This window comes from Leifsonia sp. McL0627, from assembly GCF_058244615.1.
The window spans coordinates 1-22,006 of record NZ_JBZCGM010000001.1 but is presented as its reverse complement, the minus strand read 5'-3'; the positions used below and the strand labels follow the sequence as shown (position 1 = coordinate 22,006).

The following is a 22,006-nucleotide window of genomic DNA, read 5'->3' as shown; positions in this document are numbered from 1 at the left end:
GCGGCGAGGAACACAATGCGGTCGCTGAATCGCGCTGAATCGCGCTGAATCGCGCTGAATCGCGCTGAATCGCGCTGAATCGCGCTGAATCGCGCTGAATCGCGCTGAATCGCGCCGATTCGCGCCGAATCGCGCCGATTCGCGCCGCGTAGTCCCGCATCGCGCCGCCTCCCGCCGCTCGACTCGTGCGAAACGTGCGGTGCGCACGGCCGAGACCGCACCTTTCGCACGAGGCGTGCGCCGCAGGAGCGCTAGTCGCTCGTGAACGCGACGACCGTCTCCGTGGTGCCCTCGTCGGCTGGCTTTCCGTAGACGCGCACGTGGTAGAGCTGCTCCGCGAGGATGCCGTCACCGCGGATGCCGTGGTCGATGGCCTGCACCAGCACTTCGCACGAGCCGCCGGGGAACCGTGCCGCTTCCGCCTCCGCCCAGGCGATGACCTCCGTCACATCGCGGGCGTCCGTGACGGCCCAGTCGTCGAGCATCCAGCCGGTGTACGGTTCGGGCGACGGCACCCAGATGCGCACGCGGTACACGGTCTGCGGGTCCCGCGCCCAGGTCGACGGCTCGCCGCCCGCCAGCCACGTCGCTTCCATGCAGCGAGCCTATCGGGGACGTGTGCGCATTCTCATGGCCCTGACTGCGGAACCGTGCCCGTTTGCCAGCCCGGCTCGCGAGACTCTGCTCATGCGTTGGTTCGGTCGGCCGGGGGATGCCGCGATTCGGGAGGCGGTCATCCCGCTGACCGGCGCGCCGGCGCTCGCCTCCGGGGGCGTGCCCGCCGCCTCCGGAGAAGCGGTCCGCGACCGCCTCTACCGACTCACCGAGTGCGTCCCGCCCTCCGTCTCCGCCGGCTGGTTGTCCCCAGCCCCGGCCCCCGATTCGCCGAGATACCAGTAACTGTCGCGAAACGCCCGGGATTCCGCGCAGTTACTGGTATCTCGCGGCCCGAGGGGTCTGTGCTACCCGCGCAGCGCGAGCGCCTCGCTCCGCCATCGCGCGAGCAGCGACCACGGATCGGCAACGCCGGCGCTCACCGCCGCGACGTGCGCATCCAGTGCGTCGCTGCGCTCGAACCACTCGGTGCGCGGGATGCGGTCGGCCGCGAACTGCGCGTGCCTGCGCTGCTCCAGCATCCGGTCGCCGCGCTCGAACGCGAGCACCTCGTCGTGCGGCAGGCTTGAGAAACGCACCCGCGGGTTGGCCGTCGTGCCGATCTTGATCCTGTCGCGGAACCGCAGGTAGTAGACCACGTCGACGCGCGGCGGAGGCAGCTCGCCGGACACGGTCTCGCCCACCCTCCACTCGCACACTGCACACAGCCAGCCGGACGGATACCGCACCCCGAGACGTGAGCCGCAGAACGCGCACGGCGACGGCAGCGCATCCAGGTGCCCGTACTCGTCGGCCACCCAGTCGGCCGCCGCCAGCAGGTGCTGCAGACACAGCGGCACCGGCGCCCCCGGATGCGCGGGGTTCGGGCATGCGTCGCCATCGACGACGATGGTGCACGCAGGGGCGTCGATCATGCCGGAAAGCGTAACCCCGGCTGCCGACACGGAATGCACCCAGGCGGGGAGTCGCTACCCGCGCGCCCTGGCCAGCGCGACCTCCTGTGCCACCAGCGCATCCCCGTTCGGAAGCTGCACGATGGTCGACTCCTCCACGCCCAGGCCGGCGTAGACCGTGTGCAGGGCGGCGACGACCGAGCCGACCGCTCCGGAGAAGTCTCCCAGTTGCGCGGTGGCGAGCTCGGGGGAGACGCGGAGGTTCTGCTCCAGGGCCGTCCGGTAGCGGTCGAGGGAGGAGGTGAGGGAGTTGGCGATGCCGCCGCCGAGCACGATGGTCTGCGGGTCGCAGGACACCGTGGTGGCGGTCAGTACGACGAGAAGCGCCTGGTCGAAGTGCGCTCGGAGGGATTGCAGGCCAGGTCCGGCGTCCGCGGCGAAGAGTTCGGCAGGGGCGTCGAGGTGCAGCCCGGCCTCTGCGGCGCGACGAAGGATGCCGCCGCCGGTCACGAGATGCTCCAGGCGGGTGCCGAGCGGGCCGATCGGAAGCTGGCCGAATTCGCCGATGAGTCCGCGTTCTCCTTGCAGGATGCGTCCGTCGATCGCGAGCCCGGCGCCGAGGCCGAAGCCGATCGTGAGCATGGCGGCGTTCGGTGCTCCGCGGGCGGCGCCGAAGTGGAGTTCGCCGAGGAGGGCGTAGTTCGCATCGTTGTCGAAGTGCATGGCGCGCCCCATCGCCCGCTCGACGGAGGCGAGGAAGGTCGGCGATTCGACCTCGGGCAGGTTGGGGGCGTTGGAGACGCTGAGGTCCCGTTGGTTGACGGCGCCGGGGAGGCCGAGGCAGACGTGCTCCACCCTGTCCCAGACCTCGGCCGCCGCTGCGTGCACAGTCGCGGCGATCCACTCGGCCAGGTCCGCTTCGGGCAGGGTGGCCGGTGTCGGGGTCTCGGTTGCGAACACCGGATGCGCGAGAAGGTCGGCGACGATGATGCGGGTGTTGGAGGCGCCCAGGTCCACTCCGACCACATATGCGCGGTCGGCGACGATGTCGAGCTCGACGGCGCGGCGGCCTCTGGCCTCGGAGACGATCTCGATGGTCTCCGTGACGATCCCCTCTGCGAGGAGCTGGTCGACCGACCGGGTCACGGTGGCGGCGGAGATGCCGGTGAGCTCTGCGATGTGCTTGCGGCTGGCCGGACGGGATCCGAGGAGGGCGGTGAGGACGGCGTTGCGATTGATCGCGCGGGTGTCCTGAACCATTCACGCCCCCTTTGTCTTCAACGTGAACTCAAAACTAGTCCACCTGTCGCCGCATTCGCCACTCTCAGCCCATTTTCGCCAGGTTTTACGGGCTCGAAACCTATTCGATACATTCAGGCGCTTGACTTTGATTGCTTGTTGAAATCAAAATGGCTTCAGCAAGTCAACGGTGACGGGGTCATGAGCTACCCGGGGGACGCCACCACGACAGGATTTTCAACCCGGTCCCGGAAGGTCACCCACATGAGCACAGCACGTCCCACCCGGCGGCTCCGCGCACGCGCCGCCGTCGTCGGCACACTCGCCATCGCCCTCGCACTCGCCGGCTGTTCCGCCGGAACACAGGCGTCGACATCGTCCACCCCGGCCGCCAAGCCCAGCTTGGAGTTCGCCGGCCCCAACGGTGAGAAGCCAGGCGCTCTCTCCGAGCTCTCGCTCACGAGCGACGAGCAGGCCAAGGTCAAGGAGGGGAAGTACACGGCGGCGTTCGTGTGGCACACCTCCTCCGACTTCGTCACCGCTGTGGAGAAGGGTGCCCGCGACGAGTTCAAGAAGCTCGGCATCGACGTCGTGGCCAGCACGCAGGCCAACTTCAACGCCGCGACGCAGGCGAACAACGTCCAGACCGTGCTCGCACTGCACCCGAGCATCATCGTCACCATCGCCGTCGACCCGACGTCGGCAGCGAAGGCGTTCAAACCGGCTGTCGACGCCGGAACCAAGCTCGTGGTGATGACGACGCCGCCCGCCGGCTACAAGGCCGGAAAGGACTTCGTCTCCATCGTCACCGAAGACCTCACAGCCGCAGGACGCGACAACGCCGAGATCCTCGGCGATGCTCTCGGCAAGAAGGGCGAGGTCGGCTACCTCTCCTACAACGCCAACTTCTGGTTCACCAACCAGCGGGACAAGGCGTTCAAGGACTGGCTCGCGTACGAGTACCCGGACGTGAAGATCGTCGACTCCGAGGGCTTCGCCGACGAGACGGCCACCCAGACCATCGCAGCGGCGATGATCGCCAAGAACCCGAACCTCAAGGGCATCTACGTGTCGTGGGCGACCGCGGCGCAGGGTGTCGTCGCCGCCATCAAGGCTGCAGGGCGCACCGACATCAAGGTCGTGACCAACGACCTCGACACCACCCTCGGCGCAGCGATGATGTCGGGCACCAACGTCGCCGGCATGGTCGGAAACGGGTCGATCGGCATCGGCGAAGGTCTCGCACTCGCCGGAGCGTACGGCGTGCTCGACAAGAACGCGCCGGAACTCGTCGCCTCCGTCCCGACCAAGGTCACCAAAGCCAACCTCGACGATGGCTGGAAGTCCGACTACGGCACAAAGCCGCCGTCGAGCGTCACCGGCGGCTGACCTCCCCCGACCGGCTGAGCGGCCGGACTCCCCCTCTGGCCGCTCAGCCTCTCCACGATCCAGATCCACGCACCACGCACCATGAAGGAGGACCGATGACACGGCACGTCATGACCGTGCTCGGCCCGGTCGACCCAGCGACCCTCGGGAGGGTCATGCCGCACGAGCACCTGCTGTCGCTCACACCCGGCCCCTGGCTCACCGGAGGCACCCACGACGACAGCGTCGACCGGGCGGTGGATGCACTGGCCGGCCTCCGCGGTCTCGGTTTCGGCACCGTCGTCGACCTCAGCCCGTACAACGTCGTCGGCCGCGACGAGAACGGGGACAACGCCGCCCTGCTGGCCGAGATCTCTCGGCGGAGCGGCCTGCACATCGTCTCCGGCACGGCGCTCTACCTCGAGTCGTACTCACCCGGCTGGGCGAAGACCGCCGACCTCGGCACGCTGACCGCCCGGCTGGTCCGCGATGCGGAGACGGGGATCGGCGACTCCGGCATCCGCGCCGGGGTCTTCGGGGAGCAGGCGACCAGCCTCGGCGAAATCACTCCGCACGAGGAGAAGTGCCTCCGTGCCGTCGCGAGGGCGCAGCGGGAGACCGGTCTCGGCATCATGACGCACACGACCCACGGCACCCAGGCGCTCGAACAGCTCGACATCCTCCGCTCGGAAGGTGTCGACCTCGATCGTGTCGTCGTCGGTCACCTGGACACGCAGCTCGGGATCGACCTCATGCGCCGGGTGATCGATGCTGGCGCCCGAGTCGCGGTCGACACCATCGGCAAAGAGGACTGGGAGTTCTTCCTCGGCCCCGTTCCAGATTTGCGAGCGGACGGCGAGTACGCCAAGCGGTCCTTCCACCGCTCCGACGAGGGCCGCGCCGATCTGGTCGCGCAGCTCGTCGCTGAGGGTCTGACGAACCGCATCCTGCTCGCTCAGGATCTGACCGGCGCCGAGGTCTGGATGAACCCCGGCACCCACGGCGCGCACGGATACTCGTATCTCGGTGCCGTCTTCGTGCCTGCGCTCGCCGAACGAGGCGTCCCGGACGACGCGATCGAGCAGTTGCTCGCCGCCAATCCTGCTGCTGTCCTGGAGGCGGCGTGAACGCCTCGGAGCCCGGCTACGTCGTCGGGATCGACCTCGGCGGCACCAAAGTCCGGGCCGGAATCGCCACGCTCGACGGCGTCGTGCTCCACCAGGCCACCGAACCCACCCTCGGCGGCCACGCCATCATCGCCCAGCTCGCGGAGATCGTGACCAGGCTGAGAGCCTCGGTCCACTCCCCGGGTCATTCCGCTGTCGTGGCGACTGCGATCGGCGGAGCAGGGGTGCCAGACGCCGAAGCCGGCCGCTTCGGACTCGCGCCGAACCTCGGCGACCTCACCGGCGTCGACTTCGTCGCCGAGCTCGAAGCGCGCCTCGGGCATCCGGTCGTGATCGACAACGACGTGAACATCGCCGCACTCGGCGAACTGCACGACGGGGTCGGAACCGAGCTCGACAGCTTCGCTTTCGTGTCCATCGGCACCGGGATCGGGGTCGGACTCGTGCTCGACCGCCGTGTCTGGCCCGGTGTGCGAGGCGGAGCGGGCGAGGTCGGCTACCTGCCGATCGGCGCCGACCCGCTCGACCCGCGCAACCAGCGCCGCGGCGCCCTCGAAGAGGTCGTGGCCGGCGACGCCATCGTGCGGCGTTTCCAGAGCGCATCCGGTCGCAGCAGCGCGACCGCGGTCGAGGTGTTCGAGCGGGCAGCGGCCGGCGATCCGGATGCGCAGGCCGCCCTCGACGACGAAGCACGCTGGCTGGCGCACGCGATCGTCGCCGTCGACGCGGTCGTCGATCCTGGGCCGTTCATCCTCGGCGGCGGCATCGGCAGCCGGGTGGAACTGCTCGCCCCCGTCCTCCACTGGCTCGGCCTACTCGGCCGGCCGGACATCGAGGTGCGCATCAGCCGCCTCGGCTCCCACGCACCCATCGCCGGGGCCGTGCGCCTCGCCATCGACGCCGCACGGCTCAGCACCGAAAGAGAAGCATCATGACTGTGACCACCACCGACGGCACGCCGACCGTCGGCGAACGGCTGCGCCACGCGGACTGGCGCCAGTACGTCGTCTACATCGGCTTCGTCGTCGTCTTCCTCTACTTCGCGATCACGCAGGGCGCGAACTTCCTCAACGGGACGACCCTGGTCAACATCATCACCCAGGCGACGCCGATCACGGTGATGGCGATCGGGACGGTCTTCGTCCTGAGCCTCGGCGAGATCGACCTCTCGATCGGATCGACCGTCGCTCTCGCCTCACTGGTCGCGGCGGTCACCCTGCAGTCGACGCACCAGTGGTGGATCGCCGCCATCGCGGGCCTCGCCGTCGGCGCTGCCGTCGGAGCGGTCAACGGGCTCTTCGTGACGCTCGTGCGGCTTCCGTCGTTCCTCGTGACGCTGGCGACGATGGGGTTGATCGCCGGTCTCGCCCAGCAGGCGACGAACCTCCAGTCGGTTCCGGTCACCGAGTCCGTGTTCGGCTGGCTGTTCGGCGGCGGGACGCTTCTCGGCATCCCGATCCTGATCTGGTGGTCGGTCGTCGTGACGGCGATCGGCTGGCACGTCCTGCGGCAGCGCGCGTTCGGCGCGCACGTCCTCGCCGTCGGGAACAAGGCGGCGGCCGCCTCGGTCAGCGGCATCAAGGTGAACAGGGTCAGGATGGCGGTGTTCATCCTGAGCGGCGTCACCGCCGCACTCGCCGGTCTGCTCTACGCCGGACGCCTCGCCGGGGCGACATACACGCTCGGCAGCTCCGACCTGATGAGCGTCCTCGCGGCGGTGATCGTGGGAGGAACCGCCCTCACCGGCGGGAAGGGCTCGGTGATCGGCGCCCTTGTCGGCAGCCTGTTCATGAGCATGATCAACTACGGCCTCCTGCTCGGCGGGCTCACCGTCGCCCAGCAGATGATCGTGCGCGGTGCGATCATCCTCGTCGCCGTGTCCCTGTCGCTCCGCGCCAAGAAGAGCAGTTAGGAAAAACGATGTTCCTCGACCTCCTCCGCCGCCGCAATCCCGCGCTGCTCGACGCCGCGATCCGGCTGCACCAGAGTGGTGCGATCCCGCCCAACACCTCCGTGATCGACCTGGATGCCGTCTCCCGCAATACAGCCTCCGTCGCTGCGGAGTCCGCGCGGCTCGGCCTCACCCCGTTCGCGATGACCAAGCAGATCGGACGGAACCCCGACGCGTCCAGAGCCATCGCAGCGGGCGGAATCCGGCACGCTGTCGGAGTCGACCTGGAGTGCGCCATCGCGGCGGCGGCCGGTGGACTCGCCACCGGGCACCTGGGGCATCTCGTGCAGATCCCGCGGCACCGTGCGTCGGACGCCGCAGCGCTCGAACCGCTGTACTGGACGGTGTTCTCCGAACAGAAAGCGCGCGAGGCCGGTGCTGCTGCCGCAGAGCGGGGGCGCGTTCAGGATGTCCTGCTGCGCATCACAGCGCCGGGAGACCGCTTCTATCGCGGCCACGAAGGCGGCTTCGACGCTGCGGAGATCGTGGCGGCCGCCGACCGGATCGACGCGATCGCCGGCGTCAGATTCGCCGGGATCACGACCTTCCCCGCCACCCTCTTCGATGCGCAGACCGGCACGGCCGTGTCGACGCCGAACCTCGGGACGCTGACGACGGCACTGCGAGCGCTCGAAGCGGCCGGGCGCACCGACGTCCAGGTCAACGCCCCGGGCACTACGTCGGTGTCGATCCTGGAGACCCTCGCCGAAGCCGGAGCGACCCAGGTCGAGCCCGGTCACGGCCTCACCGGGACGACGCCCCTGCACGCGGTGCAGGATCTCGTCGAGGAGCCGGCGATCGCGTACGTCTCCGAGGTGTCGCACCTGTGGAACGGCGACGCGTACGTCTTCGGAGGCGGCCTGTACGTCGACCCGGTGCTCGGAGGCACGACGACCGACGCGCTGATCGTCGGCCAGGGCGGAGACAGTGCCGGCGCGCAGCGGCTCCCGGTGGACATGCCGGCGGCGGACGCGATCGACTACTACGCGACGATCCCGCTCGGCGACAGCACGGCGCAGCCGGGCGACACCGTGCTCTTCGGGTTCCGGCCCCAGGTCTTCGTCACTCGCGGCCTCACCGCGGGCATCGCCGGGCTCAGCACCGGCACCCCCACCGTCGCCGGACTCTGGTCGGCCGACGGCTCCGCACCCCTCACCACCGCTCTCGCGCTCGCCGCGACAGGGAGGACAGCATGACCCCCGACACCGCCACCACCGTCCAGCCGCTCCGCCTGGAAGGGATCACCAAGCACTTCGGCGGGATCGTCGCCATCAAGCGCTTCGACCTGCAGATCGAGCCGGGCGAGATCGTCGCCCTCGTCGGCGACAACGGCGCAGGGAAGTCCACTCTCGTCAAGATCGTGTCAGGGATGTACCAGCCGACCGATGGCGAGATCTGGCTGAACGGGGAGCGCGCGAGTTTCCGCGACCCCTCCGATGCCAGGAACAAGGGCGTCGAGGTCGTCTACCAGGACCTCGCGCTCGTGGACCTGCAGCCGGTTTACATGAACCTCTTCCTCGGCCGCGAACTCCGGCGCAAGCCGTTCGGCACGCTCGACAGGAAGACGATGGCCGCGCGGACACAAGCACTCGTCGACGAACTGGATGTGCGCATCCCGTCGGCGCGCGCGACCCTGAGCGACCTCTCCGGCGGCCAGCGTCAGGGCATCGCCATCGCACGCGCCACGCACTGGGCCAGCAGCCTAGTCCTGATGGATGAGCCGACTGCGGCGCTCGGCGTCGCAGAGACGGCGAAGGTCGAGGAGCTGATCCTCAAGCTCAAAGCGCGCGGCGCCGCCGTCCTCATCGTGAGCCACAACATGGAGCAGGTGTTCCGCGTCGCCGACAGGGTGACCGTCTTGCGCCGGGGGACCCAGGTGGCGACCAAGCACATCGCCGACACCTCGCACAACGAGCTGGTCGCCATGATCACCGGCCTCAGCTCGTGACACAGCTCTCAGCCGGCCACCGGATGCGCGCCGAGATCGCCGAGCAGCCGGAGCGCTGGCTCGACCTCCTGTCCGGCCGAGAAGCCATCGACGAGGCGGCCGACCTGCTCGTGCGCGAGCGGCCGGAGTTGCTGGTGCTCGTGGCGCGCGGTTCGAGCGACCACGCGGCGATGTACGCCCAGTACCTCGCCCACAACCTGCTGCGCATCCCGGCCATGCTGGCGACCCCGGCGAGCGTCACGGGGTTCGGCACACAGCTCGCGTATCCGCGCTCGGTCGCGCTCGCCGTCTCGCAGTCCGGCCGGTCGCCCGACCTGCTGGCCACCGTCGCCGCCATCGCCGCGGCCGGAGTGCCGGTCGTCGCATATTCGAACGACGTGACCAGCGAGCTGGCGGAGGTGGCAGACGTCCACGTCCCGCTCCGCGCAGGGGCGGAGACGTCGGTCGCCGCCACGAAGACGTACACCGCCGAGCTCCTCGCGCTCGCCCTGACACTGCACCGCGCCGCCCGGACGAGCTGGCCGGAACTGGAGGAGCGGGTGCGGGCGCTGGCGGCTGCCGTCGCTGCCGACCTCGCGCATCCGGAGGCCGTGTCGGAGGCCGTCGCGATCCTCGACGGCGTCGAGCGCGTCCTGCTGGTCGGCCGCGGATACTCGATGGCGTCGGCCCGCGAGGGGGCGCTGAAGCTGATGGAGACGAACGCCATCGCCGCATCGGGCTGGAGCGCCGCCGACGCCACGCACGGACCGCTCGGGCAGGTCGTGCCCGGCACCGTCGTGGTCGCCCTCACCGGGAGCACGGCCGGGCGGGACTCGGTGCTGTCGTTCGCGTCGGCGGCTTCGGCTCTCGGCGGCTCGGTGATCGAGGTCGGCCCCGGCCTGATCGGCGACGCGGCAGCCCTCATCCGGCTCGACGAGCAGGACGACGATCTTCTTCCCGTCCGCGAGATCGTGCCGCTGCAGCGCATCGCCCTCGACCTCGCCCTGCGTCGCGGCCTCGATCCAGACAACCCGCCTGGCCTGCGAAAGGTCACCCTGACGCGCTAGCGCCGCTCGTCGCGGCGCAGCTCCTCGCGCACGAAGCGCGCGAACTGCGCCGCCGCCGCCGACTCGCTGCGCGTCAGGTTCCGGGCCAGCCCGATCACGCGCACCGCCTCCTCCGCGAGCGGCACCAGCGTCACGCCCGGCTCCGTCGACGAGTCAGGCAGCAGCGCGATGCCGACGCCGTCGCGCACCAGCGCCTGCAGCGTGACCAGCTCGGTCACCTCCAGGACGATGTCCGGCACGATCCCGCGCGTGGCGAAGTAGGCGTCGGCGATGTGCCGCAGCCCGGAGCCGGTGCGCAGCGCGACGAACTCGAACGGCTCCAGGTCGCGCACGTCGATCACGTCGCGTCCGGCCAGTGGATGCGCGTCCGGCACCCCGAGCGCCAGCCGCTCAGCGGTCAGCGGCTGCCATTCGATCTCGCGGTCGCGTGGGTCAGGGCTGGTGAACGCGAGGTCGGCCGCTCCGTCGCGCAGCGCATCCAGGACCGTGTCGTTGGTGCCGCCGCGCAGCACGAACCGGATGTCAGGGAACAGGTTCCGGTATTCGCTGACCACGCGGGGGATCAGCCAGCTTCCGAACGAGGACACGTACGCCACCGAGACTGTGCCGGCGGACGGGTCGCGGAGCGCGTCGATGCGGGCACGCGCCTCCTCCAGTTCCGTCTGGGCGCGGATGCCGTGGGCGAGCAGGATCTCGCCGTACTGGTTCAGCTCGTAGTGGTTCTTCTTGCGGTCGAACAATTCGACGCCCATCTCGGCCTCGAGTTTCGCGATGGACCGCGACAGGGTCGACTGCGACACGTTCAGGGCGTCCGCCGTGTCGGCCAGGTGCCCGTCCGCTGCCAGGGCCCGGAAGTGGGCGATCTCTTCGATCCGCATTCTGCCATCATGCCCGAGCCGCCGCGCCTGCTCGAATGAGCACCCGCAAACGGGGGGTGTTTTCTGTACGTTCACTCAGGAGTCAGAGTCCCGCCCACCGCGATCCATACGGTGTGCGAGGACTCAGCAGTCCGACCCCCTTTTCCGACTAAGGAGAACCATGTCTAGAAGATTCGGCAGAGTGTGGCAGATCGCCACCGCAGCCGCTGTGGGGGTCGGTCTCGCTGCCGCACCCCTCACGGCGTTGCCGGCTACGGCCAGCACCGATGCCACCGGCGTCGTCATCAACGAGGTGTACCTGTCCGGCGGCAGCGCCGGCGCTGCGTACGCCAACAAGTTCGTCGAGCTGTACAACCCGGGCACGCAGGCCGTGTCGCTCGACGGCTGGTCCGTCCAGTACCGGTCTGGCACGGGAACGGGCGCGTCCAACGGCGTGACGGCGCTCGCCGGAAGCATGGCTCCGCACACGTACTACCTCGTGCAGGGCAGCACCAACGGGGCCAACGGCGCCGCGCTGCCGACACCGGATGCGGTGGGGACGCTGAACTTCTCCGGCTCGGGTGGCACGATCATCCTGGCGTCGACGGCGACAGCGGTCACCGCGCCCGTCGGCGACGTGAAGAGCGCCTCCGGGATCGTCGATGTCGTCGGCTACGGAACCTCCAACACCTTCGAGACCAAGGCCGCGACGGCACCGGCGGGCAACTCCGACGTCAAGTCGCTGGTCCGCGGCACCTTCTGGGACACCGACGACAACAGCGTCGACCTCTCCCTGACCGCCACCATCACGCCGCAGAACTCCGCGACCGCTCCCGGCGGACCGGCGACCGAACCCGTTCCGGGTGGCACCGACCCCGGCACAGGGACCGACCCTGGTCCTCCGGCCGGTGACAGCATCCCGATCGCCGAGGTGCAGGGCACGGGCGACGCGAGCCCGAAGGCCGGCACCACGGTCACCACCAGCGGTTTCGTCACGGCGGCGTACGCCACCGGCGGCTTCAACGGCTTCTTCATCCAGACCCCCGGCACCGGCGGAGCGATCGACCTCGCGACCCACACGGCGTCCGACGCGGTCTACGTCTACGGCACCGCCGCCACCGCGGCCGTCGCCATCGGCGACTACGTGCAGGTCACCGGAGCGGTCAGCGAGTTCGCGGGCCTCACCGAGATCACCCCGGCCGCGGCCTCCGCGGTTGTCAAGCTCGACGCGGCGGGACTGGCGGCGCCCACCCCGGCGACCATCGCCCTCCCCGGAACGGACGCGCAGCGCGAGAGCCTCGAAGGCATGCTGCTCGCCCCGCAGGGCGCGTTCACCGTCACCGACGTGTATGCGACCAACCAGTACGGCGAGATCGGCCTCGCGGCCGGCGACAAGCCGCTGGTGCAGGCCACGGAGACCGCACGCCCAGGCACGCCGGAGTACGCGGCGGCCGTCGCGGCCAACGCGGCCCGCGCCGTCACCCTCGACGACGGGGCATCGACCAACTTCCTCAGCGCGGCCAACAAGGCCAAGCCGCTGCCGTACCTGTCGCAGACCGCGCCCGTGCGCGTGGGAGCGCCGGTGACGTTCACCAAGCCGGTCGTCCTCGACTTCCGCAACAACGTGTGGAAGTTCCAGCCGACCTCCGAGCTCACCCCGGCCACCGCCTCCACGGTGCAGCCCGTCACCTTCGGGAACACCCGCACCGCGGCTCCCGAGAACGTCGGCGGCGACCTCAAACTCGCCACCTTCAACGTGCTGAACTACTTCACCACCACCGGCGACCAGCTCACCGGATGCACGTTCTACACCGACCGCGACGGCAACAAGATCACCGTCAACTCCGGATGCGACGCCAGAGGCGCGGCCGACGCCGCCAGCCTCAAGCGCCAGCAGGACAAGATCGTCGCCGCCATCAACGGCCTCACCGCCGACGTGGTGTCGCTGGAGGAGATCGAGAACTCCGCGCGGTTCGGCAAGACCCGCGACGACGCGCTGACGAAGCTGGTCGTGGCCCTCAACGCCGCGGCGGGCAGCCAGGTCTGGGCGTTCGTGCCGTCCCCGGCGAGCGTCCCGTCCAGCGAGGACGTCATCCGCACGGCCTTCATCTATAAGAAGGCGCACGCTGTGCCGGTCGGCGAGTCGCACATCCTGATGGATGCCGCGTTCGTCAACGCCCGCCAGCCGCTCGCGCAGGCGTTCAAGAAGATCGGCACGCCGGACTCGGCCGCGTTCATCGCCATCGTGAACCACTTCAAGTCGAAGGGCTCGGGAACCGGTGCAGACGCCGACCAGGGCGACGGGCAGGGCGCATCCAACGCGTCCCGTGTCGCTCAGGCGCACGCCCTGGTCGGGTTCGCCGACACGATGAAGTCGACGCTCGGCTCCGACAGGGTGCTGCTGATCGGTGATTTCAACGCCTACCTCAACGAAGACCCGATCACGGTCATCACCGACGCGGGCTACATCGACCAGGTGCACACCCGCACCAGCAAGCAGACGTACTCGTTCGGCGGAACGGTCGGCTCGCTCGACCACGTGCTCGCCTCCCCTGCGGCGAATGCGGTGATCACCGGCGCGGACGTCTGGAACATCAACTCCGGCGAGTCCATCGCCCTCGAGTACAGCCGCTACAACTACAACGCGACGAACTTCTACGCCGCCGACCAGTACCGGTCGAGCGACCACGACCCGATCGTGGTCGGGCTGGGGCTGGGAGCCGGCGCGAAGACCGTCAACCTGTTGAACATCAACGACTTCCACGGTCGGATCGACAGCAACACGGTCAAGTTCGCCGGCACCATCGAGAAGCTGCGCGCGGCGGCGGGGGAGGACAACACCCTCTTCCTCTCCGCGGGCGACAACATCGGCGCCTCGCTGTTCGCCTCGGCATCGGCCGGTGACCTCCCGACGATCGACGTGCTCAACGCGCTGGGTCTGAAGGCGAGCGCCGTCGGCAACCACGAGTTCGACAAGGGCTTCTCCGACCTCACCGGCCGGGTGAAGGACGCGGCCGACTTCCCGTACCTCGGCGCGAACGTCTACACGAAGGGCACGACCACCCCGGCACTGCCGGAGTACGCGAGCTTCACCGTGGACGGCCTGAAGGTGGCCGTCATCGGCACCGTCACGCAGGAGACTCCGACGCTCGTCTCACCCGGTGGCGTCGCCTCCCTCGACTTCGGCGACCCCATCGCCGCGGTCAACAGGGTCGCTGCGAAGCTGAGCGACGGCGACACCTCCAACGGCGAGGCCGACGTGATCGTGGCCGAGTACCACGAAGGCGCCGGCTTCGGCACACCGGACGGTGCGACGCTCGACAAGGAGATCGCTGCAGGAGGCGCGTTCGCCGACATCGTGACCAAGACGTCCGCGAAGGTGTCCGCGATCTTCACCGGCCACACCCACAAGCAGTACGCGTGGGATGCACCCGTGCCGGGTGTCGCAGGCACGACCCGTCCGATCGTCCAGACCGGCAGCTACGGCGAGAACATCGGCCGGATCACCCTCTCGGTCGACGGCGACACCAAGAAGGTCACCGGATACACGGCGGCCAACGTGGCACGCACGACCGACGCGGACTCCGCACTGGTCTCGGCGTACCCGCGGGTCGCTGCGGTGAAGACGATTGTCGACAAGGCGCTCGCCGACGCCGACGTGATCGGCAGCCAGAAGATCGGCTCCGTGACCGCGGACATCACCACGGCGTACATCGGCAGCGCGCGCGACGACCGGATGTCCGAAGTCCACGCTCGGCAACCTCGTCGCCGACTCGCTGGTGTCGACCCTCTCCGCCCCCGACCTCGGCGGCGCGGAGATCGGCGTGGTGAACCCCGGCGGCCTTCGGGCCGAGCTCCTGAAGGGCGCGGACGGTTCTGTGACGTATGCGCAGGCCAACGCGGTGCTGCCGTTCGTGAACAACCTGTGGACGACGAGCCTCACCGGCGCGCAGTTCAAGCAGGCGCTCGAACAGCAGTGGCAGACGAACGCCGGCGGGTCCGTCCCGAGCCGCGCGTTCCTCAACCTCGGGCTGTCGAAGAACGTCAGCTACACCTACGACGCCGCGCGGGCGGCCGGAGACCGGATCACCAGCATCCTGGTGAACGGCGCGCCGATCGACCCGGCGAAGTCGTACAGGATCGGGTCGTTCAGCTTCCTCCTGCAGGGCGGGGACAACTTCCGCGCCTTCGCCGCCGGGAAGAACACGAAGGACTCCGGACTGATCGACCGGGACGCCTGGATCGCGTACATCACCGCGCACAGCCCGCTGTCGCCCAGCTTCGAGCGCCGGGGAGTCGCCGTCTCCGGCGTGCCGACCGGCACCCTCGACCGCGGCCAGCAGGTCACCTTCCAGGTGTCGAAGCTCAACCTGACCTCCCTGGGCAGCCCGGCGAACACCTCGCTGGAGCTGACCTGGCAGGGCAGCGCGGGCACCATCGCGTCCATCCCGGTGGATGCGAGCGGTGCGGCGACCGTGAGCCTCACGGTCCCGGCGGACGCGGCGGGGCCAAGCGTGCTCGTGCTGCGCGCGCCGGACTCCGGAACGACGGTGCGCATCCCGTTGCTGGTTGCTGCGGCCACCGGTCCTGGGACGGACCCGAAGCCGACGACCAACCCGATCGCGGCCGCCATCGAGAAGCTGATCGCCGCGCTCAAGGATCTGATCCAGGCCATCGGCGGCGACCACGGCGTCTTCCACCCCGGTGGGAAGGTGACGGTCAACGTCGGGACGGCGTTCCAGGGCAAGTGGGTCTCGGTGTGGGTGCACTCCACCCCGCAGAACCTCGGCGGCGGCTGGCTGCAGGTGCCGGCGAGCGGTCAGCTGCAGGTGACTCTGCCGGCTGACCTCCCGACGGGTGAGCACCGCATCGCGGTGCTCGACGCCAACGGCAATGTGATCGGCTGGACGGCGATCACGGTGGCCGCGGCGACCGGTCCTGGCGACCCCGGCACGCCGGGCGACCCCGGAACCGGTGAGCCTGGCACGCCGGGCGACCCGGGCTCCGGCACGGGCACGGCAGGGAACGGTGGCGGCAACGGCATCATCCAGTCGGGGCTTGCCAATACGGGCTCCGACCTGGCGCCGGCGTTCGGGATCGCCCTGCTGGGCATCCTGGGCGGGTTCGCAGCATTGCTGATCGCCGCGCGACGCCGCGGACGCGGCTCGCAGGAGTCGCAGGGCTAGCGGGCTAGCCCCGGGCACCTCCGATCGAGTGGTCCCGAATTGCCGCGCTCCACGAGCGCACACGGCAATTCGGGACCACTCGTTCTTTGCGGGACGGGGTGCGTGTTAAGAATTATTGACACGAGGTTAGGAGTGCTTTACATTGAGGCGTGTCAGGTTTTTTTGACACGAGGAGCTGAGATGACGTACGACGAGAAGAACGCGTGGGCGTTCCTGACGATCGCGGTGGCGGGATACGCCACCTACCTGATCGTCCTGTTCGCGAGTGCGGCGGGCGCGGCGCTGACCGACGTCGACTACGCGCCCATCCTGCTCTGGACGGTGGGCGGCGGGATCGTGGCCGGCATCGTCGCCGGCATCCTGATCGGGATGTTCTCCCCGCGAGACGCAGACCAGCGCGACCGCGAGGTGAAGGCCTTCGGCAGCAGGGTCGGGCAGTCGTTCGTGGTCATCGGCGCCGTCGCCGCCCTCCTGCTCGCGCTGATCCGAGCCGACTGGTTCTGGATCGCGAACGTCGTCTACCTGATGTTCGTGCTTTCCGCGGTCGTCGGGTCGATCGCCACGCTGGTGGCATACCGCAAGGGTCTGCCGACGTGGTGAAGCCGACCAGGGTGACCAACAGCATCCGGTCGTTGCGGTTCGCGGCGGGCGAGATGACGCAGGCCGAACTGGCCGACAGGGTCGGGGTGACCAGACAGACCGTCATCGCCATCGAGCAAGGGCGGTACTCGCCGTCGCTCGAGATGGCCTTCCAGCTCGCGCGGGTCTTCGGGGTGCCGCTCGACGATGTGTTCCAGTATCCCGAGTCGTAGGACGACAGGAATCGAGACCACCATGGACGACACCACCACAGCGACGACGATGTCCGCCGTCGTTCAGCACGCGTACGGCGCGAGCGACGCCCTCCGCGTGGAGACCGTTCCCGTCCCTGTGCCCGGCCCCGCCGAGGTGCTGGTCGCGGTCCGGGCAGCAGGCGTGGATGCGGGCACGTGGCACCTGATGACCGGCCGTCCTTATCTGATGCGCGTGATCGGCTTCGGGTTCCGCGGGCCGAAGGCGGCGGTCCGTGGCCTGGCGTTCTCCGGCAGGGTCGCGGCTGTCGGCTCCGCTGTGACCGACCTGCGCGCGGGCGACGACGTGTTCGGTTCGGCCGACGGCGCGTTCGCGGAGTTCGTGCTCGCGCCGCGCGCCGCGCTGGTGCGGATGCCAGCCTCCCTCGGCTACGAGCAGGCGGCGGCGGTGCCGGTCTCCGCTGTCACCGCGCTGGAGGCGCTGCGGGCGGCGGCCGTCCCGGACGGCGGACGGGTGCTCGTGCTCGGCGCGTCCGGCGGTGTCGGTCACTACGCCGTGCAGCTCGCCGTCGCGGCGGGGGCGACGGTCACCGGGGTGTGCAGCGCGGCCAAGGCGACGTTCGTGCGCGAGCTCGGCGCCGCCGAGGTGATCGACTACCGCGCCACGGACGTGACCGCCACCGGCCGTCGCTGGGACGCGATCATCGACACAGCGGGCGACCGGCGTCTCTCCCGGCTGCGCGGCATCCTGGCGTCGACGGGCAGCCTGGTGATCGTCGGAGGCTCAGGCGGGCCGGTGCTCGGCGGCATGGAGCGCGTCCTCGCCGCCGCGGTCGCGAATCTGTTCACCGGGCAGCGCCTCATCGGCCTGGTGTCGAAGGAGAACCCCACCGACCTCGCCGAGCTGGCCGCGCTCGTCGACGCCGGTGCGTTCACGCCGGCCGTGGATGCGGTGTTCCCGCTCGACCGCGCGGGCGACGCGATCGACCTGGTCGCGTCCGGCGGGGTGCGCGGCAAGGTGGTCGTGACGCCTTGAACCCCGCTCAGACCCGGCTCACACCTGGAAGTACAGCTCGGTGTGCAGCTTGCAGCCGGGGTTGAACGCGGCCGCGCACGCCGGGCAGGCGTCCACCCCCAGATACTCCGCGATGGTCAGCTCGTGCCCGCACACCCCGCAGAGCACCGCGCGGGTTCCCCGCTGATCGAGCGGCCACTGCTCGGCCGGATGGTCGGCCGCCTCCGCATGGCAGAGGTGGCACGGGTAGTACTCGCCGCAGCAGGCGAAGCGGATCGCGATCACGTCCAGGTCGGTCCGATAGTGGATGCACCTGGTCTGGTCGTCGACGGTCGGCCCGAGCACGCGCGGCCCGTTCACCGCACACCCCGTCCCATCACCGCACACGCCGGCCCGTTCACCGCACACCCCTGGCCGTCAGGGCGTCCCCGAGGTCGTCCGCGTGCTTCAGCGAGACGACCAGGAATGGGACCACGAAGCCGACGATACCCGCCCTGGCGCCGCGGGCGCGCTGCGCCTCCCGCACGCCGGTCGCCAGCCGGGCGAGCACCGGGATCGTGTTGATCGTGACGGCGAGCAGGATGGCGACCCGCTGCGCGTCGACGCCGATCCGCTCGAACGGCCGCAGCCCGCGCTCGAACGCGTCGAGGAGCGCGGCGACCCGGGTGGTGAGCACGAGCATCCCCGCCAGCAGGATGGCCGCGAGCACCCGCGACGTGTTGGCGACGGCGGCCTCGGCGTCGAGGAAGATCAGCTGGCCGCCGAGCGTGATCACGATCACCCAGCGCACGGCCAGCACCTGGCGCGCGAGTTCGCCCATCCCGAGCCCGGTGATCAGATAGCCGAGAAGCGTGATCGCCGCCGCGACGCCTGCCGCCCACCAGGTGGAGGGCAGGAACGACACGGCGAGGACGATCGCGAGCAGCACGGCCGCCTTCGGCCCGGCCGCCGCGCGGTGCATCCAGCCGTCGCCCGGCCGGTAGAGGGTCAGCATCGGGCCCTCACCACCGCAGGCTCGTCTCGTACTCGGCGATCACGTCGGAGGGGGCGCCGACCGCGGAGATCCGTCCGGCGTCGAACAGCACAGCGACATCGCACCGCTCCGCCAGCCGTAGGTCGTGGGTGAGGAGGACGAGCCGGTGGCCCGGCCCAGTGGCCGCCCCATCGGCAAGGCGGTCGTCGACCTGGCGGTCGTCGAACAGGTGCTCGGCCACCCGCCTGGCGTTCCGCGCATCCAGGTAGGCGGTCGGCTCGTCCGCGATCACGAGCTGCGGCCGCCGGATGAACGCCCCGCACAGCGCGAGCAGCTGCTTCTGCCCTCCCGACAGGTCGTGGGCTGCGCGGTCCGCGAGGTCGGTCAGCCCGAACCGGTCGAGCGCCTCGGCGACGCGGGCGGCGGACTCGGCACGAGGGATCCGCTCGCTGCGCAGCGAGAACGCGGCGTCCTCGGCGACGGTCGGCATGATGATCTGCGCGTCCGGGTTGCTGAACACCATGCTCACCAGGCGCCGGAGCTGCGCCGCCTGCCTGGCAGGGTCGAGCCCGTGCACGCTCACGCGGCCCGTCGTCGGGGCGACGAGGCCCGCGAGCAGCCGGGCGAACGTCGACTTGCCGGAGCCGTTCGCGCCCACCACCGCGATCCGGGCGGCGTCGAGCGCCACAGTCACGTCGTCGAGGGCGACGGTGTCGCCGAGGCGAACGGTGACGCCGTCGAGCCGGATGCCTGTCATCGCACCACCTCGAAGACGGCGGCGACGCCCATCCCGCCGCCGACCGACGCCGCGGCGACGCCGACGGTACCCGACGGAGCGCCGGAGCGGACCAGCCTGCTGAACAGCCGCACCACCGCGACGGCCCCGCTCGCACCCCACGGGTGCCCGAGGGCGAGCGCGCCGCCGTCCGCGCAGACGCGGTCGTCGTCGTCGGCCACGCCGATCCGGTCGAGCACGGCGATGGTCTGGGAGGCGAACGCCTCCACGATCTCGAACGCGGCGACCTCGGCGACCGTGCGGCCGGCGCGGTCGAGCGCGTCCAGGATCGCCGGGGCGGCGCCGAGGCCGGGGAGGGCGGGGTCGGAGCCGAGGATCGCGTGCGCCCGCAGCGCCAGCCCGGGCTGCAGCCGCGTCCCGGCATACGCGCCGGACCCCGGCACGATCAGCACCGCAGCCGCGCCGTCGCTCACCCGGCAGGCGTTCCCGCCGGTGACGGTTCCGCCGTCGAACAGTGGACGGAACCGCGCGAGTGCCCGCTCGTCCGCACCCGGAGGCGCCGGCCGGCTCGTCGCGCTGGGCACGCCCGAGCGCCACCAGCTCGGCGTCGAACCGTCCGGCCGCGGCTGCCGCAGCCCCCCGGCGTCGGCTGCGCGCGGCATACGCGTCCTGGCGCGACCGCGGGATGCCGTCGGCCGCTGCCAGCTGCTCCGCCGCCTCCGTCATGCCGGGGTCGGGGAATCCGGTGGGCGCGAACGGCGCTCTGTCATACGGGACGCCGTCGATGGAGCGGACCGGCGCGGTCGACGCGCTCTCCACACCTCCGGCGATCCGCGCACGGTCGTCGCCCGCCCTGATCGCCGTGGCGGCGTCGATGACGGCGGCCAGGCCGCTGCCGCACTGCCGGTCGACGGTCACGCCAGGCACCTCCTGGCCGAGCCCGGCGAGCAGAGCGGCGACCCTGGCCGGGTTCCCGCCGGGGCCCATACAGTTGCCGAGCACGACATCGGCGACGGGGGTGGCAGGTAGCTCGCCGCGCATCCCATCGTCGAGCACAGCGCGCAGCGCCGGTGCTGCCAGGCGGTCGACGGTGAGTTCGGCCAGCCCCCGGCCGCGCGTGGCGATGGGCGTTCGCCGGGCGGCGATGACGACCGGGTCACCTGTCACAGCCCGCTCACCTGTCACAGCCCGCTCACCTCTCACAGCCCGCTCACCTCTCCGGCGACGACGCTGCGCACCAGCTCGGCCCTGGCAGGCTTGCCCGTCGCCGTGCGGGGGAGGGTGGCGGAGACGAACCAGCGGCGCGGCAGGTGCGACGGCGCGAGGACGGCCCGTGCGTGCTCCCGGAGCTGTGCGGGAGTCGGGCCGTGGTCGGCGACCTCGAGCACAGCGGCCACCAGCGAGCCGACGCCGTCGTTCGGCAGCCCGAACACCACAGCGTCCGTCACGAACGGGATGCTGCGGAGCGCCGCCTCCACCTCGGCGGGCACGACGGTGGCGGCCGCGGTGATGATCGCGTCGTCCGCCCGTCCGAGCAACCGGATGCGCCCGTCAGCGTACGCCGCCCTGTCGCCGACCGTCCGCCACGCGCCGTCAGCTCGGAGCGGTCCGTCGCCGTCGAGGTAGCGGTCGGCCACGAACGGGGACCGCACCCACAGCTCTCCGTCGCGCACCTCGACTTCGACGCCGGGAAACGGCCGGAGCCCGTCGCCGTGGTCCACAGCGACGAACGACAATTCGGCGGCGCCGTAGTACGACGCCACGCGCACGCCGCGTGCCTCGGCCCTGGCACGGAGTGCAGGGTCCAGGTCGGCGCCGCCGACCAGGGCGGCGCGAAGACGAGGTGCTGCGTCGGCGTCGAGCAGCGAGCGGAGCGCACGCGGGGTGCCGTGGAAGAGGGTGGCGTCGGCGAGATCGGCCGCGACCAGCGCGGTTCCGGTCGGGAGCGCCAGCGCAGGTCCTCCCTCGGCGGCTCGCGCGATCGAGAACAGCGACAGCGACGACGCGGGAGGCGACGGCAGCGCGAGCACGTCGCCGGGGTGCACGCCGAGGAGCGCGTCCACCGCGGCGAAGGAGGCCGCCCACGACTCCGCCGTCCGCAGCACGATCCGCGGCGCGCCGGTGCTTCCGGAGGTCAGGGTCGCCCAGCCGATGCCGGGCAGCGGCGCGGCCTCGTCCGCCGCCGCGCACACCCGCCGCCACTGCTCGTCCGGCCAGCGGTCGTCGCCGACGAGCGGGATGTCGCCCGCGGCGCGCACCGC

At 70.6% G+C, this 22,006-nt stretch carries 21 protein-coding genes and 2 pseudogenes; 13 read left to right on the top strand and 10 right to left on the bottom strand.

The genetic code is table 11. The features are described from left to right. Window positions 1-251: 251 nt before the first annotated feature. Window positions 252-596, bottom strand: a complete 345-nt coding sequence (locus AC37TH_RS00115; protein ID WP_490762317.1) for a hypothetical protein — start codon at window positions 594-596, stop codon at window positions 252-254. A gap of 91 nt (window positions 597-687) precedes the next feature. Between AC37TH_RS00115 and AC37TH_RS00110 the strand changes: the two genes are divergently transcribed. Continuing rightward, the gene (locus AC37TH_RS00110) at window positions 688-900 is read left to right on the top strand and encodes a hypothetical protein (protein ID WP_490762316.1); all 213 of its coding nucleotides are present in this window, start codon (window positions 688-690) and stop codon (window positions 898-900) included. Window positions 901-962: 62 nt separating this feature from the next. Here the strand turns inward: AC37TH_RS00110 and AC37TH_RS00105 are convergent, their stop codons facing one another. Both AC37TH_RS00105 and AC37TH_RS00100 read right to left on the bottom strand, forming a co-directional pair. After that, window positions 963-1,529 (bottom strand): GIY-YIG nuclease family protein, encoded by a 567-nt coding sequence (locus tag AC37TH_RS00105; protein WP_490762315.1) that lies wholly within the window; start codon window positions 1,527-1,529, stop codon window positions 963-965. 54 nt (window positions 1,530-1,583) lie between these two features. Continuing rightward, window positions 1,584-2,768, bottom strand: a complete 1,185-nt coding sequence (locus tag AC37TH_RS00100) for an ROK family transcriptional regulator (RefSeq protein WP_490762314.1) — start codon at window positions 2,766-2,768, stop codon at window positions 1,584-1,586. Window positions 2,769-3,011: 243 nt separating this feature from the next. On the opposite strand from AC37TH_RS00100, the gene AC37TH_RS00095 reads away from it, so the two are divergent. From AC37TH_RS00095 to AC37TH_RS00065, 7 genes are all read left to right on the top strand, one after another. After that, a complete protein-coding gene (locus AC37TH_RS00095; protein WP_490762313.1) occupies window positions 3,012-4,136 on the top strand; it encodes a substrate-binding domain-containing protein in 1,125 nt (374 codons plus the stop codon). Between the two features lie 95 nt (window positions 4,137-4,231). Beyond that, a complete protein-coding gene (locus tag AC37TH_RS00090; RefSeq protein WP_490762312.1) occupies window positions 4,232-5,242 on the top strand; it encodes a phosphotriesterase family protein in 1,011 nt (336 codons plus the stop codon). Continuing rightward, the gene (locus AC37TH_RS00085; RefSeq protein WP_490762311.1) at window positions 5,239-6,177 is read left to right on the top strand and encodes an ROK family protein; all 939 of its coding nucleotides are present in this window, start codon (window positions 5,239-5,241) and stop codon (window positions 6,175-6,177) included. The genes AC37TH_RS00090 and AC37TH_RS00085 overlap by 4 nt, the downstream gene beginning before the upstream one ends. Beyond that, a complete protein-coding gene (locus tag AC37TH_RS00080; RefSeq protein WP_490762310.1) occupies window positions 6,174-7,154 on the top strand; it encodes an ABC transporter permease in 981 nt (326 codons plus the stop codon). The genes AC37TH_RS00085 and AC37TH_RS00080 overlap by 4 nt, the downstream gene beginning before the upstream one ends. Before the next feature lie 8 nt (window positions 7,155-7,162). Beyond that, complete coding sequence (locus AC37TH_RS00075; protein ID WP_490762309.1) at window positions 7,163-8,389, top strand: alanine racemase; 1,227 nt, start codon at window positions 7,163-7,165, stop codon at window positions 8,387-8,389. Next, complete coding sequence (locus AC37TH_RS00070; protein WP_490762308.1) at window positions 8,386-9,141, top strand: ATP-binding cassette domain-containing protein; 756 nt, start codon at window positions 8,386-8,388, stop codon at window positions 9,139-9,141. The genes AC37TH_RS00075 and AC37TH_RS00070 overlap by 4 nt, the downstream gene beginning before the upstream one ends. Then, window positions 9,138-10,187: an SIS domain-containing protein gene (locus AC37TH_RS00065; protein ID WP_490762307.1), complete on the top strand. Its 1,050-nt coding sequence runs from the start codon at window positions 9,138-9,140 to the stop codon at window positions 10,185-10,187. The genes AC37TH_RS00070 and AC37TH_RS00065 overlap by 4 nt, the downstream gene beginning before the upstream one ends. Here AC37TH_RS00065 and AC37TH_RS00060 read toward each other — a convergent pair. After that, the gene (locus tag AC37TH_RS00060; RefSeq protein ID WP_490762306.1) at window positions 10,184-11,065 is read right to left on the bottom strand and encodes a LysR substrate-binding domain-containing protein; all 882 of its coding nucleotides are present in this window, start codon (window positions 11,063-11,065) and stop codon (window positions 10,184-10,186) included. The genes AC37TH_RS00065 and AC37TH_RS00060 overlap by 4 nt on opposite strands. Before the next feature lie 160 nt (window positions 11,066-11,225). Between AC37TH_RS00060 and AC37TH_RS00055 the strand changes: the two are divergent. The 5 genes and pseudogenes from AC37TH_RS00055 to AC37TH_RS00035 all read left to right on the top strand — a co-directional run. Continuing rightward, window positions 11,226-15,666: pseudogene (locus AC37TH_RS00055) on the top strand (ExeM/NucH family extracellular endonuclease); the annotation flags it as partial. 90 nt (window positions 15,667-15,756) lie between these two features. Continuing rightward, the gene (locus AC37TH_RS00050; protein ID WP_490762380.1) at window positions 15,757-16,230 is read left to right on the top strand and encodes a hypothetical protein; all 474 of its coding nucleotides are present in this window, start codon (window positions 15,757-15,759) and stop codon (window positions 16,228-16,230) included. A gap of 180 nt (window positions 16,231-16,410) precedes the next feature. Continuing rightward, entirely contained in the window at window positions 16,411-16,830 is a 420-nt protein-coding gene (locus tag AC37TH_RS00045) for a hypothetical protein (RefSeq protein ID WP_490762305.1), read from the top strand. Continuing rightward, entirely contained in the window at window positions 16,824-17,042 is a 219-nt protein-coding gene (locus AC37TH_RS00040; RefSeq protein WP_490762304.1) for a helix-turn-helix transcriptional regulator, read from the top strand. The genes AC37TH_RS00045 and AC37TH_RS00040 overlap by 7 nt, the downstream gene beginning before the upstream one ends. A 22-nt stretch (window positions 17,043-17,064) precedes the next feature. After that, on the top strand, window positions 17,065-18,057 hold the full coding sequence (locus AC37TH_RS00035) for an NAD(P)-dependent alcohol dehydrogenase (RefSeq protein ID WP_490762303.1): 993 nt from the start codon (window positions 17,065-17,067) through the stop codon (window positions 18,055-18,057). 18 nt (window positions 18,058-18,075) lie between these two features. Here the strand turns inward: AC37TH_RS00035 and AC37TH_RS00030 are convergent, their stop codons facing one another. The 6 genes and pseudogenes from AC37TH_RS00030 to AC37TH_RS00005 all read right to left on the bottom strand — a co-directional run. Beyond that, the gene (locus AC37TH_RS00030; protein WP_490762302.1) at window positions 18,076-18,396 is read right to left on the bottom strand and encodes a CHY zinc finger protein; all 321 of its coding nucleotides are present in this window, start codon (window positions 18,394-18,396) and stop codon (window positions 18,076-18,078) included. A 37-nt stretch (window positions 18,397-18,433) separates the two neighbouring features. Next, window positions 18,434-19,030: an energy-coupling factor transporter transmembrane component T family protein gene (locus tag AC37TH_RS00025; RefSeq protein ID WP_490762301.1), complete on the bottom strand. Its 597-nt coding sequence runs from the start codon at window positions 19,028-19,030 to the stop codon at window positions 18,434-18,436. 7 nt (window positions 19,031-19,037) lie between these two features. After that, window positions 19,038-19,766 carry an energy-coupling factor ABC transporter ATP-binding protein gene (locus AC37TH_RS00020; protein WP_490762378.1) on the bottom strand — a complete coding sequence of 243 codons (729 nt, stop codon included), beginning with the start codon at window positions 19,764-19,766 and terminating at the stop codon, window positions 19,038-19,040. Next, a complete protein-coding gene (locus AC37TH_RS00015; protein ID WP_490762377.1) occupies window positions 19,763-20,407 on the bottom strand; it encodes a thiolase family protein in 645 nt (214 codons plus the stop codon). Before AC37TH_RS00015 ends, AC37TH_RS00020 begins: the two co-directional genes overlap by 4 nt. Beyond that, a pseudogene (locus AC37TH_RS00010) lies at window positions 20,388-20,912 on the bottom strand (thiolase family protein); the annotation flags it as partial. The gene AC37TH_RS00015 and the pseudogene AC37TH_RS00010, both read right to left, overlap by 20 nt. A gap of 32 nt (window positions 20,913-20,944) precedes the next feature. Further along, window positions 20,945-22,006 (bottom strand): class I adenylate-forming enzyme family protein (locus tag AC37TH_RS00005; protein WP_490762300.1); only part of this gene is annotated, 1,062 nt, incomplete at its 5' end.